Genomic DNA, 22,591 nt, shown 5'->3' with positions numbered 1-22,591 from the left:
TTTATGAAGGTCCTTTTTGCCATGAAGGAGATGTTATGGATCTACAGGAATACGTTAACCAGTTCGACTCAATGACCTGTATCATGTCTGTTGAAAAGAACCCCGACGGAAGCTATGGAACAATGCGCATAGAAGTCGGGAACAAAGCTTACGTTTCGTCTTACGAAAGAAGCAGCGAAAATCCGATCGATATGCCCTTCGGCAACAAGTTCGTGCCCGGCCAAGAATATACCAAGTATATACCCAAAGACTTGAACTTCGAGCATTTCATTTACAACAGCGCGGTCCTCAAGAAGCCGATGCACGCCTATATCCATCCCGACAGGTTCGATGTGTGGTTCAACATATTTAGCCTACCTCTCGAATTTAACGATCCGAACAAGTGCTACTGCACCTACACGCAAGAAGTTTCGACCGAAGCTAGCGTAGAGCAGATGGCAAACCTTTCTGCAAAAACGACCTCGGACGTCCTGAAGACTTGTATCAAGCTTCGCAGCACCAAGAACTTCCTCCAGACCATGGACGAAGTTATCCGCGATATCCGTGTCATCTGCGCTGCAAACTTCTGCTGCATCATGTTGACGGACTTTAAGGAAAACAAATGTTCATTGCTAAGCGAAAGTTGCGATCCTCACGTGGATAAGCGAACGCTCTTAGATTACCTAAATGATGCATTTACAGACCTTGTTAAAACTTGGATGGATACAATTGGTGGTAGCAACTGCCTTATCATCAAAAACGAATCCGATATGGAAGCTGTCAGAGCACGCAATCCTCGCTGGTGCAAATCCATGCGAGATGCAGGAATCGATAGCATCGTTCTTTTCCCGCTCCAGTACAACAACGAAGTCATCGGCTTTATCTGGTCTACAAATTTCGACATTAAAGATACCGACCACATCAAGGAAACCCTTGAACTGACGACGTTCTTTATTGCTTCTGAAATTGTGAACTACCAGTTGTTACAAAAACTGGAAATGTTGAGTTCCACAGACCTTTTGACAGGCGTCAAGAACCGCAATGCCATGAACAACCGCGTCCTCAAGATTGTAAGTGGTCGCGAGCGCGTTCCAGACGCATACGGAATAGTCTTTGCAGACTTGAACGGCCTCAAAACCGTAAACGACGGAGCTGGCCACAATGCGGGCGACCAGCTCCTTAAGAACGCTGCAAAGGCATTGATGGATATATTCACCGACTGCGAAATTTACCGCGCCGGTGGCGACGAATTCGTGGTTATAGCCATGGACAAGCCCAAAGAAGACATCGAGACAAAAATCGAAGCATTGCGTCAAAGGGCATACGATCCAGAACACCCAGTCAGTTTTGCAGTCGGCTTTTATTACGACGAAAACCATGGCGATATCCGTGCAGCTATGCGAGAAGCGGATACTCGTATGTACGAAGATAAAAAGCAATTTTATGCAAAATTCCCAGAAAACAGGAAGCGCTAAATATGGATCTGCAAAAATTCGTCGATACATTTTATTCAATGACATGCATTGTTTCCGTCGAAAAGCGCAAAGACGGAAAGCTTGGGCGTATTCTTTACGAATATGCTAATAAGCCATTCATTGAAGCAACGGAACAAGCCATTCGCGATGGTTACGCTATAACAAAGGAGCCTTTTAAACCCGGCACTAGTTATGAACGGTACATGAAGAAGGAATTGAATTTCGAACACTTCTGCTACCAGTGTGCCGTCAAAAAGGAACCCATTCACGCCTATATTCGTCCGGAGCACTTTGATTTTTGCATCAACCTGATTATGCTGCCCCTGAATATCGACGACCCGAACAAGGCATATTGTACATACTCGCAAAGTATTTCGCCCGAAGTGGACTACGATGCCATGGCCAAGCTTTCTGTCGAAACATCAACGACAGTGCTCAAGACCTGCATTAAGCTCCGCGGTGCCACAAACTTGCAAAAAACCATGGACGAAGTCCTCTATGACATCCGTGAAATTTGCGGTGCTAACTACTGTTGCCTTTTGCTCACCAACTTTAACGAACGCACCTGTTCTGTCTTTAGCGATTCCGTCAAGGAAGGTTCAAACCAGCATTCCATTCGAGATATTGTAACCAATGATTTTATCGACTATGCAAAGACATGGGTCGATATTCTCGCCGGAAGCAACTGCTTGATGCTTCAAAACGAAGACGATTTTGAAACCATCAAAAAGTTGGATCCTAATTGGCATGCATCCTTAATGCAAAACAACATTGACAGCCTTGTTTTGTTGCCACTCGAATTCAACAACAGAATTGCTGGCTTTATTTGGGTTACAAATTTCGATACATCTAAATTATTACAGATAAAAGAAACGCTTGAAATTTCGTCATTCTTTATAGCCTCTGAAGTTTCGAATTACTTGCTTTTGAACAAGCTCGAAAAGCTTAGCAACTTGGACCTTCTGACAGGCGCCAAGAATCGTAATTCCATGAACAACAGAGTTTCACAGTTCTTGAAGGGTGATGTTTCATACAAGTCATTAGCCGTTGTCTTTGCCGACCTGAACGGTCTCAAGCCAGTCAACGACATTAAGGGCCACGATGCCGGCGATGATTTACTAAAAAGCGCCGCTGACATTTTGAAGGATACCTTTACAGAAGGAGAGGTCTATCGAGCCGGTGGTGACGAATTCTTGATTATCATCACCGACACGCCGAAAGAGGGGATTGAAGCAAAAGTCAAAAAAATTCACGATAAATCCCAGGATATTAACAATGTAAGTTTCTCATTAGGTTTTTACTATAACGGAAACGGCGGCGATATTCGCACTGCAATGCACGAAGCCGACGTTCGAATGTACGAAGATAAAAAACAGTTCTATGCAAAACATCCAGAACTGAAAAAACGCTAATAAACCCTCTAAATTTATGGATCTACAAGAACTTGTTGACAAATTCCACACGATGACATGTATCGTATCGATCGAAAAACGCAATGATGGCAAGGCCAGGACGGTACGAATCGAAGCAGGCAACGAAGATTATGTTCGTTCAATGGAAAAAGTCGATGACAATGGTAATGTAATATTCAAGGAAAAATTCGTCCCCGGTCGACGCTATGAACATTACATGAAGAAGGAACTCAATTTCGAGAACTTCTGCTACGAATGCGCAATCAAGAAAAAGCCCATTCATGCCTATATCCGCCCCGAATATTATGATTTCAGCATCAACATGAACATGATGCCTCTCAATATCGAGGATCCCGAAAAGGCATACTGTACTTTTTCGCAGGAACTATCGTTCGAAGAAAATCTTGACGAAATGTCGAACATATCGTCAAAGACTTCTTCTAGCGTTTTGCAAACCTGCATAAAACTCCGTGGTACTAAAGATTTGCACAAAACTATGGACGAAGTTATCGAGGACATCCGCAATATTTGTGGTGCCAGCTATTGCTGCGTTCTGCTAACGGATTTCAACGAAAACACCTGGTCCGTATTTAGCGATTCCTTGAAACCAGGATTAAACCAACATTCTATCCGAGATTTAAAACACGTAGACTTTACAGAATACGCTAGGTCTTGGATTAAACAACTCCGCGGAAGGTACTGTTTGATGATAGCAAACAGCAGAGACCTTGAGCTTATCCGCGAAACCAACCCAAAGTGGTACGATTTGCTCGTCAAAGAAAAAATCGAAACCGTGGCGCTTCTACCGCTCCAATATACAGGGACACTCTTAGGCTTTATCTTGGTCACTAACTTCGACACATCGAATACGGTGAACATCAAGGAAACGCTTGAGCTTTCGTCATTTTTCATCGCCTCTGAAATTGCTAACTATCGGCTTTTGAACCAACTTGAAGTTCTCAGCAACCAGGATCTTCTGACAGGACTATTGAACCGCAACTCCATGAACAACAAAATTTCGAAGTTCATAAAGGGCGAAGTTTCATACGATTCCCTGGCGGTAATCTTTGCGGACTTGAACGGCCTCAAACCGATAAACGACAGCCAAGGGCATGATGCAGGCGACGAATTATTGAAAAGCGCAGCTCATCTTTTGAGAGATACATTCATCGGTTGCGATTGTTACCGTGCCGGCGGCGACGAGTTTCTCGTTATTGCCACCAACCAGCCTAAAGAGGATCTTGAAGCTAAAGTCGAAAAGCTCCGTCAGGACTCAATGATTCCGGGCAAAGTCAGTTTTGCAATCGGCTTCTATTACGACGAACACGGAGGCAAGATTCGCAGAGCCTTGCACGAAGCAGACAACAACATGTACGAAGACAAGAAACGATTCTATGACCGGTTCCCGGCAAATAGAAGAAGAAGAATAAGCTAGTATGGGTTAATGTTTGGTGTTCAGGAGACACTCCCGCAAGGCGAGAGTCCCTGTCACCTTGACACATTTCTTTTGTGGTGCTATATTTCGGTACATGAATAAAATTTTTGGACAGAACATCATCGCAGCAGCAGTAGATGCAAGATTTGCAGCTAACGCAGCAAAGGCGGCAAGCCCGGCAGCAGCCCGAGCTATTATGGGGCTGTCCAAAGAAACAAAAATCTGTAAAGCATAACGCGAAAAACTCAGATTAAAAGTTTCAAGGGCAGCCCCGTAAAAGGCTGCCTTATTTTTTTACCCTAAATTTTTACCCAAAACTTTAACCATAAACAAAAGGAAATCGAAAATTCTAAAAGCACCGGATCCTTCGGCTTTACCTCAGGATGGCGCAGAATCTGCATTGCAAAAACAACATAGATAAATATTATTCTATAATTATGCAGTAAATTTTGAGAATTTTTGAAACCTCCATAGGAGTCTAAAATGCGTAGAAGATTGTTGAGCGAAGGTGCCAAGGAACTTTCATACGAAATCCGAGAAATCGTGAAGAAGGCAAACCAGCTCAAGGCGCTTGGCCTCCCCATCCACTGGGAAAACATCGGTGACCCAATTGAAAAGAAATGCCAGCTTCCCGAATGGATTAAGGACATAGTCGTTGATTTGGTCAAGACGAACAGAAGCTACGGCTACTGCCCCTCCAAGGGCATGCTCGAAACGCGCGAATTCTTGGTGAAAGAAAACAACAAACTCGGCGGCGCTCAGATTAACGTCGACGACATCCTGTTTTTCAACGGCCTCGGCGACGCAATCGCCACAATTTACGGCCTTTTGTCGATGACCACCCGCATTATCGGACCGGCACCGGCTTACTCGACGCACAGCTCTGCCGAAGCCGCTCACGCACACACTTCGCCGATTACTTACCGCCTCCAGCCCGAAAACCACTGGTACCCGGACTTGGAAGAACTCGAAAACAAGGTGAAGTACAACCCGAGCATTGCTGGTATCTTGATTCTGAACCCGGACAACCCGACCGGCATGGTCTACCCGCTCGAAATTCTCCAGAAGATGGTCGATATCGCTAAGCGCTATAACCTGTTCATTATCTGCGACGAAATTTACAACAAGATTGTGTACAATGGCGCTCACGCTTACGCGCTCGCCGAATACATCGGCGATGTTCCGGGTATCGCACTCAAGGGCATTTCTAAAGAATACCCGTGGCCGGGCGCACGTTGCGGCTGGGCCGAATACTACAACCGCGACAAGGACGAGCAGTTCGATGCTTTCTGCCGTGCACTCGACAATGCCAAGATGGTGGAAGTCTGCTCAACCACGCTCCCGCAGATGACGATTCCGCGAGTGCTTGGCGATGCCCGTTTCAAGGAACACCGCGACGCACTCAACGAAAAGATCGGACGCCGCAGCGCCATCATCAACGAAATTCTCTCCGACATTCCGGAGCTGTATTTCAACCCGACTTACGGTGCATTCTACAACACCATCATCTTCCGCGAAGGCGTGCTCAACAGCCACCAGACCTTGAAAATCGACAATCCGATTATCAAGAAGAAAGTCGAAGAATGGTGCAGCAAGACCACAAACCTCGACTACCGCTTTGTGTATTACCTCTTGGGCGCAAAGGGCATCTGCGTTGTGCCGAGCACGAGTTTCTGCACAGACCTCAAGGGCTTCCGCGTGACACTCTTGGAAGAAGACGAAGACGAACTGCGCAGCGTGTTCACCACCATCCACGACGCGATTATCGAGTACTTGCATAGCTAGTCATTAATTATTGATGATTAGTTAACGGAACCTCGCACTGCGAGGTTTTCTTTTATCTTAATTTTTTTATTACGAATCAGTCTAGAGCCCGACCATTGAGTCGGGTTCTTTTTTTGTACTAAACGAAAATTTTTCGAGCATTTCGAAGAATATTTTTTTATGTTTTGTATGTTACAACATTCTATAACGGGATGCTGATTTGAAATCGATTATTCTAATTTTTGCACTTCTCGCAGCCTTGGCAATAACCGCCTGCATACAAAAGCAGGGGGAAATTGCAGATTTATCCAAGACTGTTACGGTGATGCTTTATAGCGAATATATCACTCCAGAATTGCTAAAAGATTTTCAGAAAAAGACCGGCTACAAGATCAAATTGGAAATCTACGAAGCCCAAGAAGAAATGCTTGCGAAACTCATGACCGCCAAAACAGGCAAATACGATGTCATCATCGCTTCTGACGTGGTCATTCAGCAAATGATTCAGCTTCGCCTCATCGCGCCACTCAACATGAGTTTGATTCCCAACCGCATAAATGTCGCGCCGCAGTTTCGAAATCAAAAATACGACCCTACAAACACCTACAGCCTCCCCTACCTTTGGGGCACCACAGGAATCCTCTTCCGTGGCGAAAAAATCCACCCGGATAGCGTAAGCTATTCCATGCTCTACGACGAAAAAATCACCAAGGGTAGTTTTAGTTTGCTCAGCGAAAGCCGCTCCATGCTCAGCATGGCGCTCCAAGCCACGGGCAATAGCGCCAATAGCACAAAGCAATCCGAAATAAACAAGGCCGTGGAATACATATTACAGATAAAACAAGACCTCCACTTTGCCGGATTCGAAAATTCAGTCGAAGGAAAAGCAAAAGTGCTTTCACGTATGAATAGCGCTGCAATCGTTTTCAATGGCGAAGCGCAAGCAGCCATCAACGAAGATTCCACACTCCAGTTCGTGATTCCGAAGGAAGGGTCGTTTATGTGGGTTGACGCCATGCTTTTAAGTTCCAAGGCTTCAAACATTGCAGGTGCATACGCCTTCATGAACTACATCTTGGATGCTAAAGTCGGCGCAAATCTTGCAAAATCGCTCAACTTTGCAACACCAAACAAGGCAAGCCTCGAAGTTATCGATGACAGTTTCAAGAACAATCGCGTGATCAACCCCAACAAGCAAGAAATCAACCGCATGGTATTCCTCACTGATCTAGGCGACATCGAAAGGCTATACGACGAAGCCTGGATGATTATCAAGACGCGATAACCGCAAAAATTTTTACGTACAAAAAAGCCCACACTTCTAATTAAGTGTGGGGCTTTTTCTAATATCTAAACGATTACATGAACCAGAAGGTCACGCCAAGCTGAAAGCGCAAATTCTTGAAGCCGAATGTAGGAGTATCATCGTCATCGTCTTCATCATAAGAGCTATCATCATCATCAGGACTTACTCTGTTAAAAGCCTTCTGCATGTCAATCATGTCTGTTAGGCCAATTGCAGTACGGAAATTGATATCAATCTTATCCGTAACAGAATAGCCAAGACCAACAACGAAACCGAAATCAATAGTACTCTTCATATCACTATCGACATCTTCCGTCTTTTCTACACCAATCGTTTTGCTAGTGACAGAAGCGCTCACGTTAATGCCCAAATCAATACCAGCATCAATAAAGAAATTCGGAACCGGGTTAATACGAGCTACAACTGGGATGTCAACATAAAGTAACGAGAACGTCATTTCCGATTCAAACACAACGTCCGCCATCATTTTTTGTTTTGCAGGCAAAGAACTATAGTAAGTATCAAAATCTATACCCGCCATACTCATCATCTTCGTCATCTGGTTTTTCATCATTCCACCGACATCCCAGAAAATACGACGATAATCAACACCAATTCCACCAACTAAAGAGAACTGCGGATTAATGACAAGCTTGGCGTCAGCACCAACATTGAAACCCGGACCCCAGCCAATTTCAAGCATATCAACATTATCACCCCAAGCAGTACCAAAACTACCTGCTGCGTGAGCACCAATTTTTACGTTTTGAGCAAATACAGCACTTGCCACAACAACTGCTGCAAGAATAATTTTTTTGAACATATTTATCTCCTTTTTAGATTTAATGCCAATATAACATAATTGAATTTTAAAAACAAGTTTTTTTCATATATTTTTCATTTCTTTAACAGCTTAAAGTGCTTTAATTTTTCACAAACAAAAAAAGTCCCGACATGCGGGACTACGTTACAAAAAAACAACAGAAAATAATATTTTAATTTTAGATTTCTTCGGACTTTTTGATTGGGAGCGGAGCAAACGGCGGTTCAAGATCCAAGCAAATCGGGCAATGGTCAGATCCTGTTACACTGCTCAAAATTTCGGAGCTCACCACATTCGGCATAAGCGCTGCATCCACAAATCCATAATCCAAACGCCAGCCCACATTCCTTTCGCGCGCACCAAAGCGGTTTGACCACCACGAATAAGCATCGCGGGTATCAGGGTGCAGCGTGCGGAATGTATCGACAAAGCCATTTTCGACATACTTGTCCATCCAGGCCCGTTCAATCGGCAAGAATCCGCTCACGTTCTCGTTTTCTTTCGGGCGCGCAATATCGATTTCCTTATGGCATGTATTATAGTCACCTACGGTTACCACATGCTTGCCATCGCGCAGCCACTGCTTGCTATTTTCCAGGAACGCATCGTAGAAGCGGAGTTTGTAATCCAAGCGGTCGTCACCCTGCCCACCATTCGGGAAATAGATGCAATTGAGCACCCAATCCGGGAACACCAGTTGGAGCACACGCCCTTCAACATCAAATTCCTCGATGTCAAAACCGTAATTGACCGCATCGGGTTCAATTTTGGAATAGACCGCTACACCGCTGTAACCCTTCTTGCGCTTGCAAGCGTTCCAATAAGTGTAGTAGCCTTCGCGGCTTGCGATTGCGGAGACCTGGCTCTTTTCGGCCCGGACTTCCTGAAGGCAAAGCACATCGGGATCGGTCGCTGAGAACCAATCCTCAAACCCTTTTTTCAGGACGGAGCGAATACCGTTGACATTCCAGCTGTAGATTTTCATTTTACATCAATCCCATTTTTTCCACGCCAAAGATAGAATATTTTTTTAAACTCCAAAGGGCACGAAGGCGGTTACAACAAGTTTCGTTTACAAAAACTTTACAAATATGTAAAAAAGTGGCATTTATTACAGCATTTTAAACCATTTTCAAAAAAAAATTCGCAATTTTATATAATAATCTTATATTTGATGGTATGAAGAATAAAATCTTGTTGTCATCCAGCCTTATTGCTGTTTCGTTCTTGGCCGGTTGTGCCGGTTCATCCTCACAGAAAGCCGAAGAACTCGAAATCCCGACCGACCTTCCGCCGATTTGCCGTGATATCGACTTTGTCGCGAACCCTGACATGCGTGAAGTTTGCGGAGTCCGCAAAGCTAGCAGCCACAACATCGCCTATAAGAACATTCCCCAACAGCGCTACCTGATCAAGCCTTCCGAGACCTCGATCGTGAAGACAAACGGAAAGCTCGAACTCCGTTTCCAGAATTCCTTGCCGCTCAATCTGGAAGGTCCAATTACAAACGAACTCGAATTCTCTCAGGAAAAGCGCCTCGAACGCATCAAGAACTCTTACGATTACCACGAAATTACAAAACCGGGTATGGAACGTTTTCGCATTTTCAAGATGGGAATCCCGACCGACAAGGGAAACAAGTACGATTTCTGTTTCCGTATTCCCGGAAGAAAGGGTAACGACAGGACCCGCAGTAAGGCTATGGGTGTGAACATCGAAATGATGTCTTGCACCGAATTCGACAAAATCATAGCAGACAAATAAGAACATTTCTATAATACAAAGAGCAGCTCTCGCCGAGCTGCTTTTTATTCTATCCCCGTAACGAGTACAGGGTGACATCAAGTGTCATTTTTTACCCAACGTAATTTGCTAAATTATCGGGCGGTAAAAAAGTGAACGAAAATAAGTACATACATAACGCTCTACGGCAGATACACGTCGATACGCCGTGTTCTCCAATTTCCGGATTTTCGATTTCCGGACTAGCAACGTATATTCAAATTCCCGAACTTGATTTTTGCATTGACATGGGCGAATGCCCGCTTTCGGCTATTCCACTAGACCATGTGTTCTTGACGCACGCCCACGGCGACCACGCCCGCTGCCTGATGCGTCACCACAGCCTGCGCAAGATGATGGGTGTCGAACGCGACAGCGTCTATTACATGCCGGATTTCATCAGCGAAAACGCAAAGGCCTGGATTAAAGCCGAAGCGATGTTCGAAGGTGTTGGCGAAACAAAATTCCGCTACCCGGAAATTGAACCGGTAACCGCTGGCGAATTGCAATTTTTGCGCTACCGCAAAGACCTTGCGATTGAAGCTTTCGAAGTCAAGCACTCAATCCCGACAATGGGCGGAACGCTTTATTTTTACAAGAAAAAGCTCAAGGATGAATTCCTCGGGAAATCGGCCACCGAAATTATCGAACTGCGCAAGCAAGGTGTCGAAATCACGCGCGAAGTTTATGAACCACTCGTAAGCTTCATGGGCGATTGCCTTGGCGAAAGCTTGCTCGACAACAGCCGCGTTTTCCAGTCGAAAGTGCTGATTACGGAATGCACGTTCCTCGACGATGGCGAGGAAGCGATGAGCAAAAAGAAAGGGCACAGCCACTTGAAAGATATAGTGCATGCGCTCAACGAGCTCGATGATGAAATCAAGTGCGAAAAAATCATCTTGAGTCATTTCTCGATGAAGTATTCCGAGAGGCACATCCGCGAGATGCTCGATAAGGAAATTCCAGAAAAATTCAAGGAGAAGATTGTAGCGTTTATTTAGTAGGAAGTAGACGGTAGGAAGTAGGAAGTTGGCAGAACTTAGAACTTAGTTACTAGAGATAGCAATATAAACATTTCTAGTAACTCGGAACTTAGAACTTAGTTACTAGTTAATAGTTAAGAGTTACTAGTGATTCTAGAAATGAGGGTCATTCTCGACTGAGCGTAGCGAAGGAGGGAATCCATACTTTGCTAATTTGGAACTGTATGAATCCTCCTAGCGGAGGATGACGAGCAGAACTCGGAACTAAATTTTTATTTTAAGAAAAAAACATTATGGCAGACGAAAACAACAACGAAGTATTGAACGAAGAAGAGAAGGCTCCGAAGGAAGTCGTGATTCCGGAGTTTTATCGAGACTTGAACCAAGATCCGCAAATGAAGGCGCTGTGGCATTACATATTCCGCACGAATGGCGACCGCAAGCCCATCAAGACGCCGGACGGATTGCCACACAAGCTCGACTTCGACTGGAAAGACATGTTCCCGAACGAGAACGGTCATATCGAAGTAGAAATCGGAAGTGGCAAAGGCAACTTCATGACGGACTACGCCGAAAAGCATCCGGACCGTTTTATCATGGGTAGCGAATGGGACTTCACGTGGGCCGCATTTGCTCACGAACGCATGGAAAAACGCGGAATCGTAGCTCAGGGCAATGCCGCCATGTTGCGCGGTGATGTTTTCTACTTCTTGCGCGATGCCGTGAAGTCCAACACCGTGGATACATTCCACATGTATTTCCCGGACCCGTGGCCAAAGGAACGCCACCACAAGAATCGTTTGCTCCGTCCTGATTTTCTCGACGAAGTCGCTCGCTGTTTTAAACCGGGCAAACGCATTTTCTATTGGGGCACCGACCACAAGGAATACAACGAAATTGCACTTGAAACGTTCGATGCCTACCCGACTTGCAAAGTTATCGTCCGCAATACGGCAGAACCGACCGAAGGGATCTTGACCGGATTCGAACGCAAGTACAAGAAAGAAGGCCGTCCGATTTATAGAAGTATTATTGAATTTGAAAAATAGGGATTAGGTGATAGGGATTAGGTGATAGGGATTAGGTGATAGGTAGAAAAAAATCGTGGCGTAGCCACCTTTTTAAGACGTGCAAAGCACGTGATTCTTTTCCTAAAACCTACAACCTATAACCTAAAACCAAGCACATTCTTTTGCTAATTTATCTAGTATGTTAAAGCAACTTACAATTAACGGATTCACATTGATAGCGGAGGCAACGGTTCCCTTCCACGGGGGCTTTACTGCTATTACTGGTGAAACTGGCGCAGGCAAATCCGTTCTTATGAAAGCGCTCCGCATGGTTTGCGGAGACAAATCGCAAGCGTCCATGGTCCGCACGGGCGAAGAAAAAGCAGTCGTCGAAGGAACGTTCGATATCAGTAACGATCCCGAAGTCAAGCAGATACTCGCAAGACTTGAACTCGATGATGACGACGAGCTCATTATTCGCCGCGAGATTTTAGAAAACGGAAAAGGGCGCGCCCGCGTAAACGGTTCTGTGGTAAGTCTCTCGGACTTGCAAGAACTTGGCGAATCGCTCATCCAGATGCATGGCCAGAGCGAACAGCTTTTGTTACGCGACATCCGCACACATGCTAAAATGCTCGACGAATATGCGGGCAACGGCGAGTTGCTTACAAACTATACAAAGAGCTATAACGTTTGGAATGATGTTCTTGCAAAAATCCAGCAAACAGAAGCTCACGCCAAAGACCTTGCTCAACAAAAAGATTTTTTGAAGTTCCAGTACGAAGAACTTTCAAAGGCTGCGCTCCGCGATGGCGAAGAAGAAGAGCTTGAAGAAAAAGTCAACATTGCAAGCAAGAGCGAAGCTGAACATAATCTGCTGAACGAAATTCAAGCGCTCATCGGTTACGATAACGGCATTCTCGAACAGGTCCAGAACCTTCAGTACAAATTGCGTTCCCTCGCCCAAAAGATTCCACATTACGAAGAAGACTTGAACGCCCTCCTCGAAGTGGCGGACCCGTTCGAGGGAATCTGCAAGGATTTGCAAAGGCTCCGCCCGGCAAAGTCCATGAGCCCCGTCGAAATCGACCGGGCCAATTCCCGAATCGCGCTCATTCAAAAGCTCAAGCGCAAGTACCGCACCGATGTCGCAGGGCTTATCGCGCTTACCGAACAACGTAAGCAGGAACTCGACAGCCTCGAAAATCTCGATGCAGACATCGAAGAACTCAAGCGTAAAGCCGATGCGCACAAGGCTGAAACAGTTCGTCTCGCCGCGAGCCTCACCGAAAAGCGCCGTGAAGCCGCACTTCGGTTCGACTCCGCCGTGCAAGAAATTTTGCATAGCCTTGGCATGCCAAAAGCAAAATTCTCTACCAGCATCACTGAACAGGCGCCCGCGTCCAACGGTTTCGACCGCATTGAATTTTTGCTTGCACCAAACCCGGGCGAAGGCGAAAAGTCTTTGCAAAAGGCCGTGTCCGGCGGCGAACTCAGCCGTGTGCTGCTCGCCATCAAGAGCGTCATGGCCGAACTCGACAAAGTTCCGCTGCTCATTTTCGACGAAGTCGATTCTGGAATTTCGGGCGAAACAGGCAACAGCATTGGCGAAGCCTTGCGGAAATTGGGCAAGCATCACCAAGTGCTCACCATCACCCACTTGCATCAAGTGGCCAGTCGCGCCGAAAATCAACTCGCAGTGAGCAAGAAAGAAGTCGATGGAAGGACTTTTACGTCCATTATTGATCTCGACAAGAACGGGCGTATCGAAGAAATTGCTAGAATGTTAGGTGGATCTTCAGAAACAGTCCGCACTCATGCAAAGCAGTTGTTGGAGAATAATTTATGACAGAACCAGAAAATGCATCTGATGTTCGTTTGCGTTCACGCATTTGGAGTATCTTGCGTGCACTCGTCTTTATCTGCGTCATCGTATTCATCTGGGAAGGATGGACAACGATGGCCTGCTCTTTCGTGGGTATAGCACTTATCATGGGATGGGTCAACCTATTCCAGTTGAAAAGCCAGGAAATCGAAAAGCCCTACTACAGACTTTGGCTCAACGCGATTGACGGATTTTTACAGTTTATCGTGATGGCTAGCATTTTTGCCCGCGACCTTCTCCAAAACGAAAGTGTTGAAAAAATTTTGGGTGTCGGTTGCGCCGTTTTGCTCGGGCGACTTATCGCGCACACGTTATTTTCGCTTGGAGTGCTACGCGAAGGGAAACAACTCCCCCGCAAACGCCGCTGGAGTAAACTCGCGAATCTCTCCGTAACAATCACGATGGGCGTCTATTTGTTGAACATCGAAAATCTACAACAAATTATGATGGTCGTTTCCATTTTGCTCATCGCCGCCTCTACCGCTGCATACGCATACTGGTATTACCGCGACCCCGCACACCGCAAACCGCTTTCGATTGCAAGCCAACTCACCATGAGCCGCATTGTGCTCACTCCGTTTTTCCTTTGGGTGTTCTTCTACGACAACGATTTGGATTACAGCAACAACAGTATTGTCTTTAAAGTACTCGCGCTCGTGATGGTGCTTGGATTTATGCTTACCGATTACCTAGACGGCAAGCTCGCACGATCCATGGGCGAAGTGAGCACGCTCGGCAAATACCTCGATCCGTTCAGCGACAAGATTTCGAACATGACAATTTTCATGTGCTTTATTGCAACAGGTTACGCTTCGGTGTGGATGGTCGCCTTGATTTACTTCCGTGAATCTAGCGTGGAAACGCTCCGCACGCTTGCTGCAAGCGAAGGGCTGATTATGCCTGCACGCCGCAGTGGCAAATGGAAAACGGCATTGCAAGGCATTGGCATTGTCGCCATTCTCCTTGGAGCCATCGATCCGGTGCGTGCATTGATTCCAGGTTTCGAAAATATTTGGCCGAAATTTCCTGTCGTTGTGATGGGCATCATAACAGCCATTACACTCATCAGCGGAATTGATTATTTCTACGCCAGCAAACACATTTTGAAAAAGTTCGTGTAATAGAATTGGATTGCTATTTTGCCGAAATCAAGCGAAAAAAGCATAAAAAAAACTTACTCCAACGTTTAATCGGCTATTGACTCTTGCCAAATCTATTATTATTTTCTATATATGGGACAACCTCGACGCGGGGTGGAGCAGTTGGTAGCTCGTCGGGCTCATAACCCGAAGGTCGCAGCGTTCAAGTCCTGCCCCCGCTACTAAAAAACGCAGATTTTAATCTGCGTTTTTTTTGTTTTATGCATATTACTTGGCCCTTCGGGCTAGTTTATAGCTACTAGAATATTGCTCTAGATCCTTCAGCTTGGATTGTTGCTTTAAATAAATTGTATGAATTCCCTCCCTTCGGTCGAGAATGACAAAGTCAAGAATGACATCAGAGCCGAGAGATGCAGGAACATATTTATATGTTCCTATATCCGAGGCGAACAGGTCAAGCCTCGAAGAGAAACGACATCAGAGCCGAGAGATGCAGGAACATATTTACATGTTCCTATATCCGAGGCGAACAGGTCAAGCCTCGAAGAGAAACGACATCAGAGCCGAGAGATGCAGGAACACGCTTGCGCAATGATATTATTCCGCCCACCGTCTCCTTCCTACTTCCTACTGCCTACTTCCTACTAATCACTAGCCACTAATAACTATATTTATCGCATGTCTCGCCTTACAGAACAAGAAGCTCTCGATTTATTTTTGAACGCACCGCTCGATGAACTTTGCGCACGCGCGAATGCCGAAAAAGAAGCACGCCACGGCAAGTCCGTTTATTGGGTGAACAATCGCCAAATCAACTACACAAACGTGTGCGTTCTGCACTGCAAATTCTGTGCCTTCAGCCGCATTAAAAAAGATAGCCCGACCGCTTACGACTGGAATTACGAAACCATCCGCGACAAGGCCGCCGAAGCGATTAGCAAAGGCGCCCGCGAGTTGCATATCGTTGGAGGCCTGCACCCGGATCATCCATTCGATTACTACATCGAAATGTTGCGCAAGCTCCGCAAGGAATTTCCGTCTGCAAATTTGAAAGCTTTTACGGCCGTTGAAATTTGCCACTTCGCCAAAATTTCCAAGCAAACGCCCGAACAGATTATGGCAACGCTCAAGGACGCAGGGCTTGACGCGCTCCCCGGTGGCGGTGCCGAAATTTTAGTACAAAGTGTACGCGACAAGATTTGTCCGGGCAAGGAAACCGGCGAAGAATGGCTTGACGTTCATCGTGCAGCACACAAGCTCGGAATTCCAACAAATGCAACAATGCTGTTCGGGCATATCGAAAAGATCGAAGACCGCATTGCGCACATGAAGATGCTCCGCGACTTGCAAGACGAAGCTCCGGGATTTTTTGCGTTCATTCCGCTCGTATACCACCCGGAACACAACGCGCTCCATCAAATTGTTCCGAACATCACAAGTGAAGAAGACATATTGCGCACGGTCGCCGTTTCTCGTTTGTTCTTAGACAACTTCCCACACATCAAGGCATACTGGATTCAAATGGGCATCGAAACTGCCATGAAGGCTCTCCACGCCGGTGCATCGGATTTGGACGGTACGATTATCGAAGAAAAGATTACGCATGCCGCAGGCGCCACGGTTCCCGTGGGCATGAGCCCAGAACGCATGAAGAGCCTTATAACAAAAGAAGGCCTCGTTCCTGTGGAACGAGACGCCTTGTACGAAAAATTCTCGTAGAACTTAATGGATCCTCGCCATCGCGAGGATGACAAATCGTAGCATGCCATACACGCACCGTCATGGCATCTTGTGTTATAGCCGCCACCTCCGGCACTAAAACCAAAGCGTTAAGCAATAACCCCAATTTCCTTGAGGTAACGGCCAAGGGCATCTTGCCATGTCGGGAGCGGCTTAAAGCCTGCTTCCACAAGCTTGCTCTTGTCCAAACGGCTATTGAACGGACGTGCGGCTTTAGAAAGCCCGTATTCCGCCGTCGTCACCGGCAACACCTTCGTCGGGAGGCCAGCCTGCTTGTAGATTTCCTTGGTGAATTCGTACCAGCTGATAAATCCACCTTCATTCGTAGCGTGATAATAGCCGTACTTGTCCGTTTCAATCATATCCACGAGGAGACGGCTCAAGTCGAGCGTGTAAGTCGGCGTTCCAATTTGATCGTACACAACGCGAACGGTATCGTGAGACTCACCCACCTTAAGCATCGTCTTGATGAAGTTCTTGCCGTTGAGGCCGAACACCCAAGCAATGCGCACAATGAAATACTTTTCGAGAGTTCCACTAACAGCGAGTTCGCCCTTGAGCTTGGATTCGCCATAAACGTTGAGCGGCTCGTAATCTTTGCAATCCGGTTTCCACGGCGCTGTGCCACGACCATTAAACACGTAGTCTGTACTGATGTAAACCATCTTCGCTTCGATTTCTTTTGCAACGCGAGCGATGTTTTCGGTTCCTTCGGCGTTGATTGCAAAGACCTTCGCTTTTTTGTCTTCGTCTTCGGCAAGGTCCACGGCAGTCCAAGCAGCGCAATGCACAATCACATCCGGCTTAACGTTCTTGATTGTTTCAGCAACGGCAGCGGCATTCGTAATATCCATGGGCACATACGGCATAGTCGTAACAGCGCTTCCATCGGCAACTCCAGAATACGCTGGAGCAATATCGCTACCGACCCCTTCGTATCCGCGCTTTGCAAGTTCATTCATCACATCGTGACCCAGCTGGCCACCGACACCCGTCACTAAAACTTTCATAGAAAAACCTCTAACGGGAAAGATAGTAAATAGATGGCAGAGTTTAGAACTTAGATCTTAGATCTTAGAGTTTAGAATTTAAAAGTTAGAAGTTACTAGTTACTGAGGACGCTTCGCGACTTGGCTTGTTCACAAAAGATGGCGGATCCGAGTCCGCCATGACATCACCATCAGCCCGTCATGATGTTGTTCTGTAATCATTTAATGAACGAAGCCATAACGACCAATGACTAACAACTAATGACTAAAAGAACATGTTCCCAAAGCCAACGATAACGCCAGCAAACACGACACTCACCATGGTCATGAGTTTGATAAGGATGTTGAGAGAAGGGCCAGCTGTATCCTTGAACGGATCGCCAACAGTATCGCCAACAACGGCAGACTTGTGCGTATCAGACCCCTTACCACCGTAATTGCCTTTTTCGACAAACTTCTTTGCGTTATCCCAGGCGCCACCGGCATTGTTGAGCATCGTCGCGAGCGCAAAACCACAAGCAAGGCCTCCAGCCAAAAGTCCAAACACGCCCGCAACGCCCATCGTAAGCCCAACAAGCACAGGCACGACCACCGCTAAAATCGAAGGAAGCACCATTTCATGTTGCGCCCCCATCGTCGAGATTTCAACGCAACGAGCGTAATCAGGCTTCCCGGTTCCAAACATGATTCCCGGAATTTCGCGGAACTGGCGACGCACTTCTTCGACCATCGCACTTGCAGCACGCCCCACTGCCTTGATGGTCAAAGCGCAGAATACAAATGTCATCATCGCACCAATAAACAGCCCGCCCAATAGCATTGGGTTCATCAAATTGAGATTATAAATTTGCATAAAGTCCGCATAGCTTACTTTACTTGCAACCATGCCAACTAAATCGCCGTTTTCAGCAATCGCACGCGTTCCACCATCGAGGAACTTCACACCCACAACACCAGAAAGCGCATTCGCCAAATCGTTTACGCTGTTCGCAAAAACAACGGACCCGACCTTCCAAACACCTTCTGCAGATGACGCCAAATGCCCAAGCCAGAATTTCACTTCTTCAACATACGATGCCAAAAGCGCCATAGCCGTCAGAGCCGCAGAACCAATGGCAAAACCCTTGCCCGTTGCAGCAGTCGTATTCCCGAGCATATCCAGTTCATCGGTACGTTCACGCACCTCGGGAGCAAGCCCCGCCATCTCGGCATTTCCACCCGCATTATCGGCAATCGGTCCGAACGCATCTGTTGCAAGCGTTATGCCAAGCGTACTCAGCATGCCCACCGCAGCAAAGCCGACACCGTAAAGTCCCATTGCCATATCGCTGAAACCGCCAGCACAGCCAAACGCGCAGACAATACCCACCACGATGGTCACCACCGGAAGCCCTGTCGAAAACATGCCTACCGAAATTCCATCAATAATCGTCGTTGCAGCACCAAGCCTCGCCTGATTTGCAATCCCGCGCGTAGGCGCATAAGCGTCCGAAGTAAAATATTCCGTAAACTGCCCAATGAGAATCCCCGCCGCAAGACCCGAGAGCACGGAACCAAATATGCCCATCGAAATAAAATCCATTTTGACAAGCACCAAAAGCGCCAAAAGAATAAGAACCGACGAGCCTAACGTTCCCGTCAAAAGAGAGCGCAACAACGACTTGGTCGTAGCGTCTTCACGCGTACGCACAGCAAAGATTCCCACGATAGAAAGGACAATCCCGATTGCAGCCACCAGCATCGGCGCAATCACAAGTTTCAAGCCGCCCATCGGGAGTGCTGCCCCGAGCGCCGCGGTCGAAAGAATGGAACCGCAATAGGATTCATAAAGGTCAGCGCCCATGCCAGCCACATCGCCCACATTGTCGCCCACGTTATCTGCAATGGTCGCCGGATTACGCGGATCATCTTCCGGGATACCCGCCTCGACTTTACCCACGAGGTCAGCACCGACATCCGCCGCCTTTGTATAGATACCGCCACCCACGCGAGCAAACAAAGCCTGCAGCGAAGCGCCCATGCCAAACGTAAGCATGGTCGTCGTAATTTCTACCATTTTTGCATGGGCCCATTCGGCGTTAGCAACCAAGTCCGCATTCCAAGCGCCAAGCGAAAGTTTAGACGCAATGTCGGCACCAAAGCCCCAAACATTGTTGTCGTAAATGTAATTGAGCAAAAAGAACCAGGCCGAAATATCTAAAAGCCCAAACCCCACAACGATAAGCCCCATCACGGCGCCGCTTCTAAAAGCAATGACAAGCCCGCGGTTCAAGCTCGACATGGCTCCATTCGCGGTTCGGGAACTCGCATACGTTGCAGTCTTCATCCCCAAAAATCCGCAAAGGCCACTGAAAAAGCCTCCGGTCAAAAACGCAATCGGCACAAACGGATTTTGGATTCCTAGCGCCGCCAAAACAACAAAAACAACGAACAGCACTACAAAGACCACCGATATCGTCCGGTATTGCTTTTTGAGGTAAGCGTAGGCTCCCACACGCACATAATGGGCGATTTCCTTCATTTTCGCGTTGCCCTCGGGGGCGCGTTTCATAAAACGATAAAAGAAGAGAGCCATTCCCAGAGCAATAAACGCCGCCACTGGGACAAAATACCAATAAGACGGAATCGAAAGCATAAAAACCTCGCTTTTCAGATATCTATCGGCATGGGTAGTATCAAAAATAAATCTATAATGGAAAAGTTGAAAAGGCGCTTACTTTTCTATTTTTTACGTTCGATGTTAGAATCGTTAAATTTTCATTTTTCGCTCTACGATTGGCTGCTAATTTTCATGGTCACCGCCCTCGGGACTCTTAGCGCCTACCTAAAGGACCCGCAGCTCAAGGCCGTTACCGCCACCATCCCCATCCCTTGCGGTTTCGCCTACATTGCAGTAGGCCTCCCGATGGGTACAGAAAACGCGGTTTCTGGATTTATGTGCATGTTATATGTACATATTGTACGTATTTTACACTACAAAGTCAAGGTTCCCATCGTCCCTTCTATTATTGCCGGGCTTGCCTTTTTTGTGGCACTCGGAACATTTTTGCACTCACGCATTCCCCAAGGCGAAGCTTACTTTATCGGGGCCTGCGTTTTTGACTTTATTATCGGCGTGATTTTCTTCCAAAAGCAAAAATACAAGTCCGGCGTGCGCTATAAGACCCCGCTCCCGATTTACATCAAGGCACCCGCTATTGCAGGCGTTGTTTCGAGCCTTATGCTTATCAAGCGTCTGATGGGCGGTTTTTGCACCAGTTTCCCGATGATGAACTCTATCGTGAGCTACGAGAGCCGTTTTTCGCTCGGGGACCAATGCAGGCAGCTTCCGCTATTTTTGATCGCGGGACCATTTATGTTCGTGACAATGCGCTATGTGGAAATAGGCTTTGGACTCAACCACTGGCTTGTGCTGCTCATCGGCTATATCGTCTTTGCACTCATTTATTGGCCACTGAACAAAGAATTAAAGCGTAGAAATGAGATTAACTATAATTCAGTAGACGGTAGGAAGTAGGAAGTTAGAAGTAGGAAGTAGACAGTAGGAAGTAGGAAGTGGTTAGTGGTTGGTGGTTCGTAGGCAGTGGTTAGTGGTTGGTGGTTAGTGGTTAAGGGGTTGGTGAGTAATTTTAGAGCGTTTTTGAAAAAATTTACTTGAAGAAATGGGTCTGCGAAAATAAATTTAAAGAGATAAAACAAGGATTTTTTCGAAATGCATAAAATTTCACGTATTTCTTTAGCTTTTAGCGGTGCGCTCCTGTCAGCAGCCCTTTTGGGCGCCTGCAGTGACGACAACGCGACAACCCCATTCGTCAATACGGCGGCAACGAGCTCATCTAGCATACAGGTCATCGCCCCCGATCAATCTTCAAGTTCCGAAGCGACAACGACTTCGTCCGATTCGCAACTGCAGCAGCAAAGCTCCAGCTCTTCTGAGACCTTATTGCCACCACCATTGTCCAGCTCTTCGGCTACATCGACAGAACCGACTTGCGTTGAAACACCAGTCGCAACAATCGCCGTCGATTCTCTCGGCCTTGCAGACCTCGCCGACGTGTTCAAGAGCGTACGTTGCAACGAAAAAGCAGTTTTCGTGATCCGCCATGGCGAACGTAGCGACGGAGACCATACAAAGTATTCGCCACTCACCTATTGGGAAAATGAAACGGCCGATTCCGTCGCAGGGCAGCCAACTGATGGCGTTCGCCAAGCCATTGCCGTCGGCAAAAAGCTCATTAGCGCAGACGAATTTACATACACGCATACCAAGTACCTTCGCACAGAGCAAACATGCTTCTATATCAACCAAGGTCGCGGACAGGCAACATTCCCGCACGATTCCACAGAAATTTACTCCATCAGTTGGTTCAAGAAAGACAGCGAACGTTACGATTTCTATAAAGACTCCACCACAAACGTCCGTCTCGTCATTTCCGGTTGGGCCTACGACAACCTTTATGCCGATGCATTCTACGACCTCAAGGAAAAATCAGAAGAAATCATCAAGACGCATATCGCACCGGACTACGCTTCCATGAATAAGTTCCGCGTGATTTGCTCCCACGATGACTTCATTTTGCCGCTCTCCGTTTTCGCCTCGAACGGCACAGTCAATTACAGATTCCACGATCCGGCTTCGAGACATTGGCCGTACTTCCTCACGGGTGTTGCCGTCATCATCGACGACAAGAACCAAATTAGGTACGTATCGTTTAAAGGACTCGGCATCGGCGCTGAATAGCAGGCAGAACTTAGAGCTTAGAACTTAGTTTACATACTTTAGATATCGCCCCGGACTTGCGAAGCGCAGAGCCTCGCCAAAGAGTTCCGGGGTCTTTTTGTATTTAGCGAAATTTTCGGGTTTCGCACCAAGATGTTCTCAAAAAACTTCTCATTTTAACATTTATA

General features: G+C 46.8%; 18 protein-coding genes and 1 tRNA gene. 15 read left to right on the top strand and 4 right to left on the bottom strand.

The annotated features are described in order from the left end of the window. Positions 1-35: 35 nt before the first annotated feature. The 6 genes from HUF13_RS11750 to HUF13_RS11725 all read left to right on the top strand — a co-directional run bounded on the left by HUF13_RS11750 (position 36) and on the right by HUF13_RS11725 (position 7,350). Complete coding sequence (locus HUF13_RS11750) at positions 36-1,454, top strand: GGDEF domain-containing protein (RefSeq protein ID WP_173475310.1); 1,419 nt, start codon at positions 36-38, stop codon at positions 1,452-1,454. A 2-nt stretch (positions 1,455-1,456) separates the two neighbouring features. Next, positions 1,457-2,866 (top strand): GGDEF domain-containing protein, encoded by a 1,410-nt coding sequence (locus tag HUF13_RS11745; protein WP_173475309.1) that lies wholly within the window; start codon positions 1,457-1,459, stop codon positions 2,864-2,866. A 16-nt stretch (positions 2,867-2,882) separates the two neighbouring features. Then, on the top strand, positions 2,883-4,301 hold the full coding sequence (locus HUF13_RS11740; RefSeq protein ID WP_173475308.1) for a sensor domain-containing diguanylate cyclase: 1,419 nt from the start codon (positions 2,883-2,885) through the stop codon (positions 4,299-4,301). Between the two features lie 94 nt (positions 4,302-4,395). After that, a complete protein-coding gene (locus HUF13_RS11735; protein WP_173475307.1) occupies positions 4,396-4,536 on the top strand; it encodes a hypothetical protein in 141 nt (46 codons plus the stop codon). A gap of 248 nt (positions 4,537-4,784) precedes the next feature. Further along, complete coding sequence (locus tag HUF13_RS11730; protein ID WP_173387217.1) at positions 4,785-6,086, top strand: pyridoxal phosphate-dependent aminotransferase; 1,302 nt, start codon at positions 4,785-4,787, stop codon at positions 6,084-6,086. 199 nt (positions 6,087-6,285) lie between these two features. Next, positions 6,286-7,350 carry a spermidine/putrescine ABC transporter substrate-binding protein gene (locus HUF13_RS11725; RefSeq protein WP_173475306.1) on the top strand — a complete coding sequence of 355 codons (1,065 nt, stop codon included), beginning with the start codon at positions 6,286-6,288 and terminating at the stop codon, positions 7,348-7,350. Between the two features lie 73 nt (positions 7,351-7,423). Here HUF13_RS11725 and HUF13_RS11720 read toward each other — a convergent pair whose 3' ends face one another. Continuing rightward, on the bottom strand, positions 7,424-8,161 hold the full coding sequence (locus HUF13_RS11720; protein WP_304039117.1) for a porin family protein: 738 nt from the start codon (positions 8,159-8,161) through the stop codon (positions 7,424-7,426). 211 nt (positions 8,162-8,372) lie between these two features. Next, entirely contained in the window at positions 8,373-9,179 is an 807-nt protein-coding gene (locus HUF13_RS11715) for an exodeoxyribonuclease III (RefSeq protein WP_173475304.1), read from the bottom strand. A 194-nt stretch (positions 9,180-9,373) separates the two neighbouring features. Between HUF13_RS11715 and HUF13_RS11710 the strand changes: the two genes are divergently transcribed. The 7 genes from HUF13_RS11710 to mqnE all read left to right on the top strand — a co-directional run bounded on the left by HUF13_RS11710 (position 9,374) and on the right by mqnE (position 16,673). Next, the gene (locus tag HUF13_RS11710; RefSeq protein ID WP_173475303.1) at positions 9,374-9,958 is read left to right on the top strand and encodes a hypothetical protein; all 585 of its coding nucleotides are present in this window, start codon (positions 9,374-9,376) and stop codon (positions 9,956-9,958) included. 131 nt (positions 9,959-10,089) lie between these two features. Then, positions 10,090-10,977: an MBL fold metallo-hydrolase gene (locus HUF13_RS11705; protein WP_173475302.1), complete on the top strand. Its 888-nt coding sequence runs from the start codon at positions 10,090-10,092 to the stop codon at positions 10,975-10,977. Between the two features lie 275 nt (positions 10,978-11,252). Then, positions 11,253-12,008: a tRNA (guanosine(46)-N(7))-methyltransferase TrmB gene (locus HUF13_RS11700; RefSeq protein WP_173475301.1), complete on the top strand. Its 756-nt coding sequence runs from the start codon at positions 11,253-11,255 to the stop codon at positions 12,006-12,008. A gap of 160 nt (positions 12,009-12,168) precedes the next feature. Next, positions 12,169-13,818, top strand: a complete 1,650-nt coding sequence (gene recN / locus HUF13_RS11695) for a DNA repair protein RecN (RefSeq protein ID WP_173475300.1) — start codon at positions 12,169-12,171, stop codon at positions 13,816-13,818. Further along, positions 13,815-14,975 carry a CDP-alcohol phosphatidyltransferase family protein gene (locus HUF13_RS11690; RefSeq protein ID WP_173475299.1) on the top strand — a complete coding sequence of 387 codons (1,161 nt, stop codon included), beginning with the start codon at positions 13,815-13,817 and terminating at the stop codon, positions 14,973-14,975. Before recN ends, HUF13_RS11690 begins: the two co-directional genes overlap by 4 nt. A gap of 126 nt (positions 14,976-15,101) precedes the next feature. Continuing rightward, positions 15,102-15,175, top strand: a tRNA-Met gene (locus HUF13_RS11685). Positions 15,176-15,632: 457 nt separating this feature from the next. Then, complete coding sequence (gene mqnE / locus HUF13_RS11680) at positions 15,633-16,673, top strand: aminofutalosine synthase MqnE (RefSeq protein ID WP_173475298.1); 1,041 nt, start codon at positions 15,633-15,635, stop codon at positions 16,671-16,673. Between the two features lie 110 nt (positions 16,674-16,783). Here the strand turns inward: mqnE and rfbD are convergent, their stop codons facing one another. Further along, positions 16,784-17,704: a dTDP-4-dehydrorhamnose reductase gene (rfbD, locus tag HUF13_RS11675; RefSeq protein WP_173475297.1), complete on the bottom strand. Its 921-nt coding sequence runs from the start codon at positions 17,702-17,704 to the stop codon at positions 16,784-16,786. Positions 17,705-17,948: 244 nt separating this feature from the next. After that, positions 17,949-20,318 carry a sodium-translocating pyrophosphatase gene (locus HUF13_RS11670; RefSeq protein ID WP_173475296.1) on the bottom strand — a complete coding sequence of 790 codons (2,370 nt, stop codon included), beginning with the start codon at positions 20,316-20,318 and terminating at the stop codon, positions 17,949-17,951. A gap of 102 nt (positions 20,319-20,420) precedes the next feature. Here HUF13_RS11670 and HUF13_RS11665 point away from each other — a divergent pair, with 102 nt between their 5' ends. After that, positions 20,421-21,200, top strand: a complete 780-nt coding sequence (locus HUF13_RS11665; protein ID WP_173475295.1) for a hypothetical protein — start codon at positions 20,421-20,423, stop codon at positions 21,198-21,200. 195 nt (positions 21,201-21,395) lie between these two features. Further along, on the top strand, positions 21,396-22,424 hold the full coding sequence (locus tag HUF13_RS11660) for a histidine phosphatase family protein (RefSeq protein WP_173475294.1): 1,029 nt from the start codon (positions 21,396-21,398) through the stop codon (positions 22,422-22,424). The last annotated feature ends 167 nt before the right edge of the window (positions 22,425-22,591 follow it).

This window comes from Fibrobacter succinogenes (assembly GCF_902779965.1).
GTDB classification, from domain to species: Bacteria; Fibrobacterota; Fibrobacteria; order Fibrobacterales; family Fibrobacteraceae; genus Fibrobacter; species Fibrobacter succinogenes_F.
Note: the sequence above shows the minus strand (reverse complement) of the source record. Positions and strands in the feature narration are given on the sequence as shown.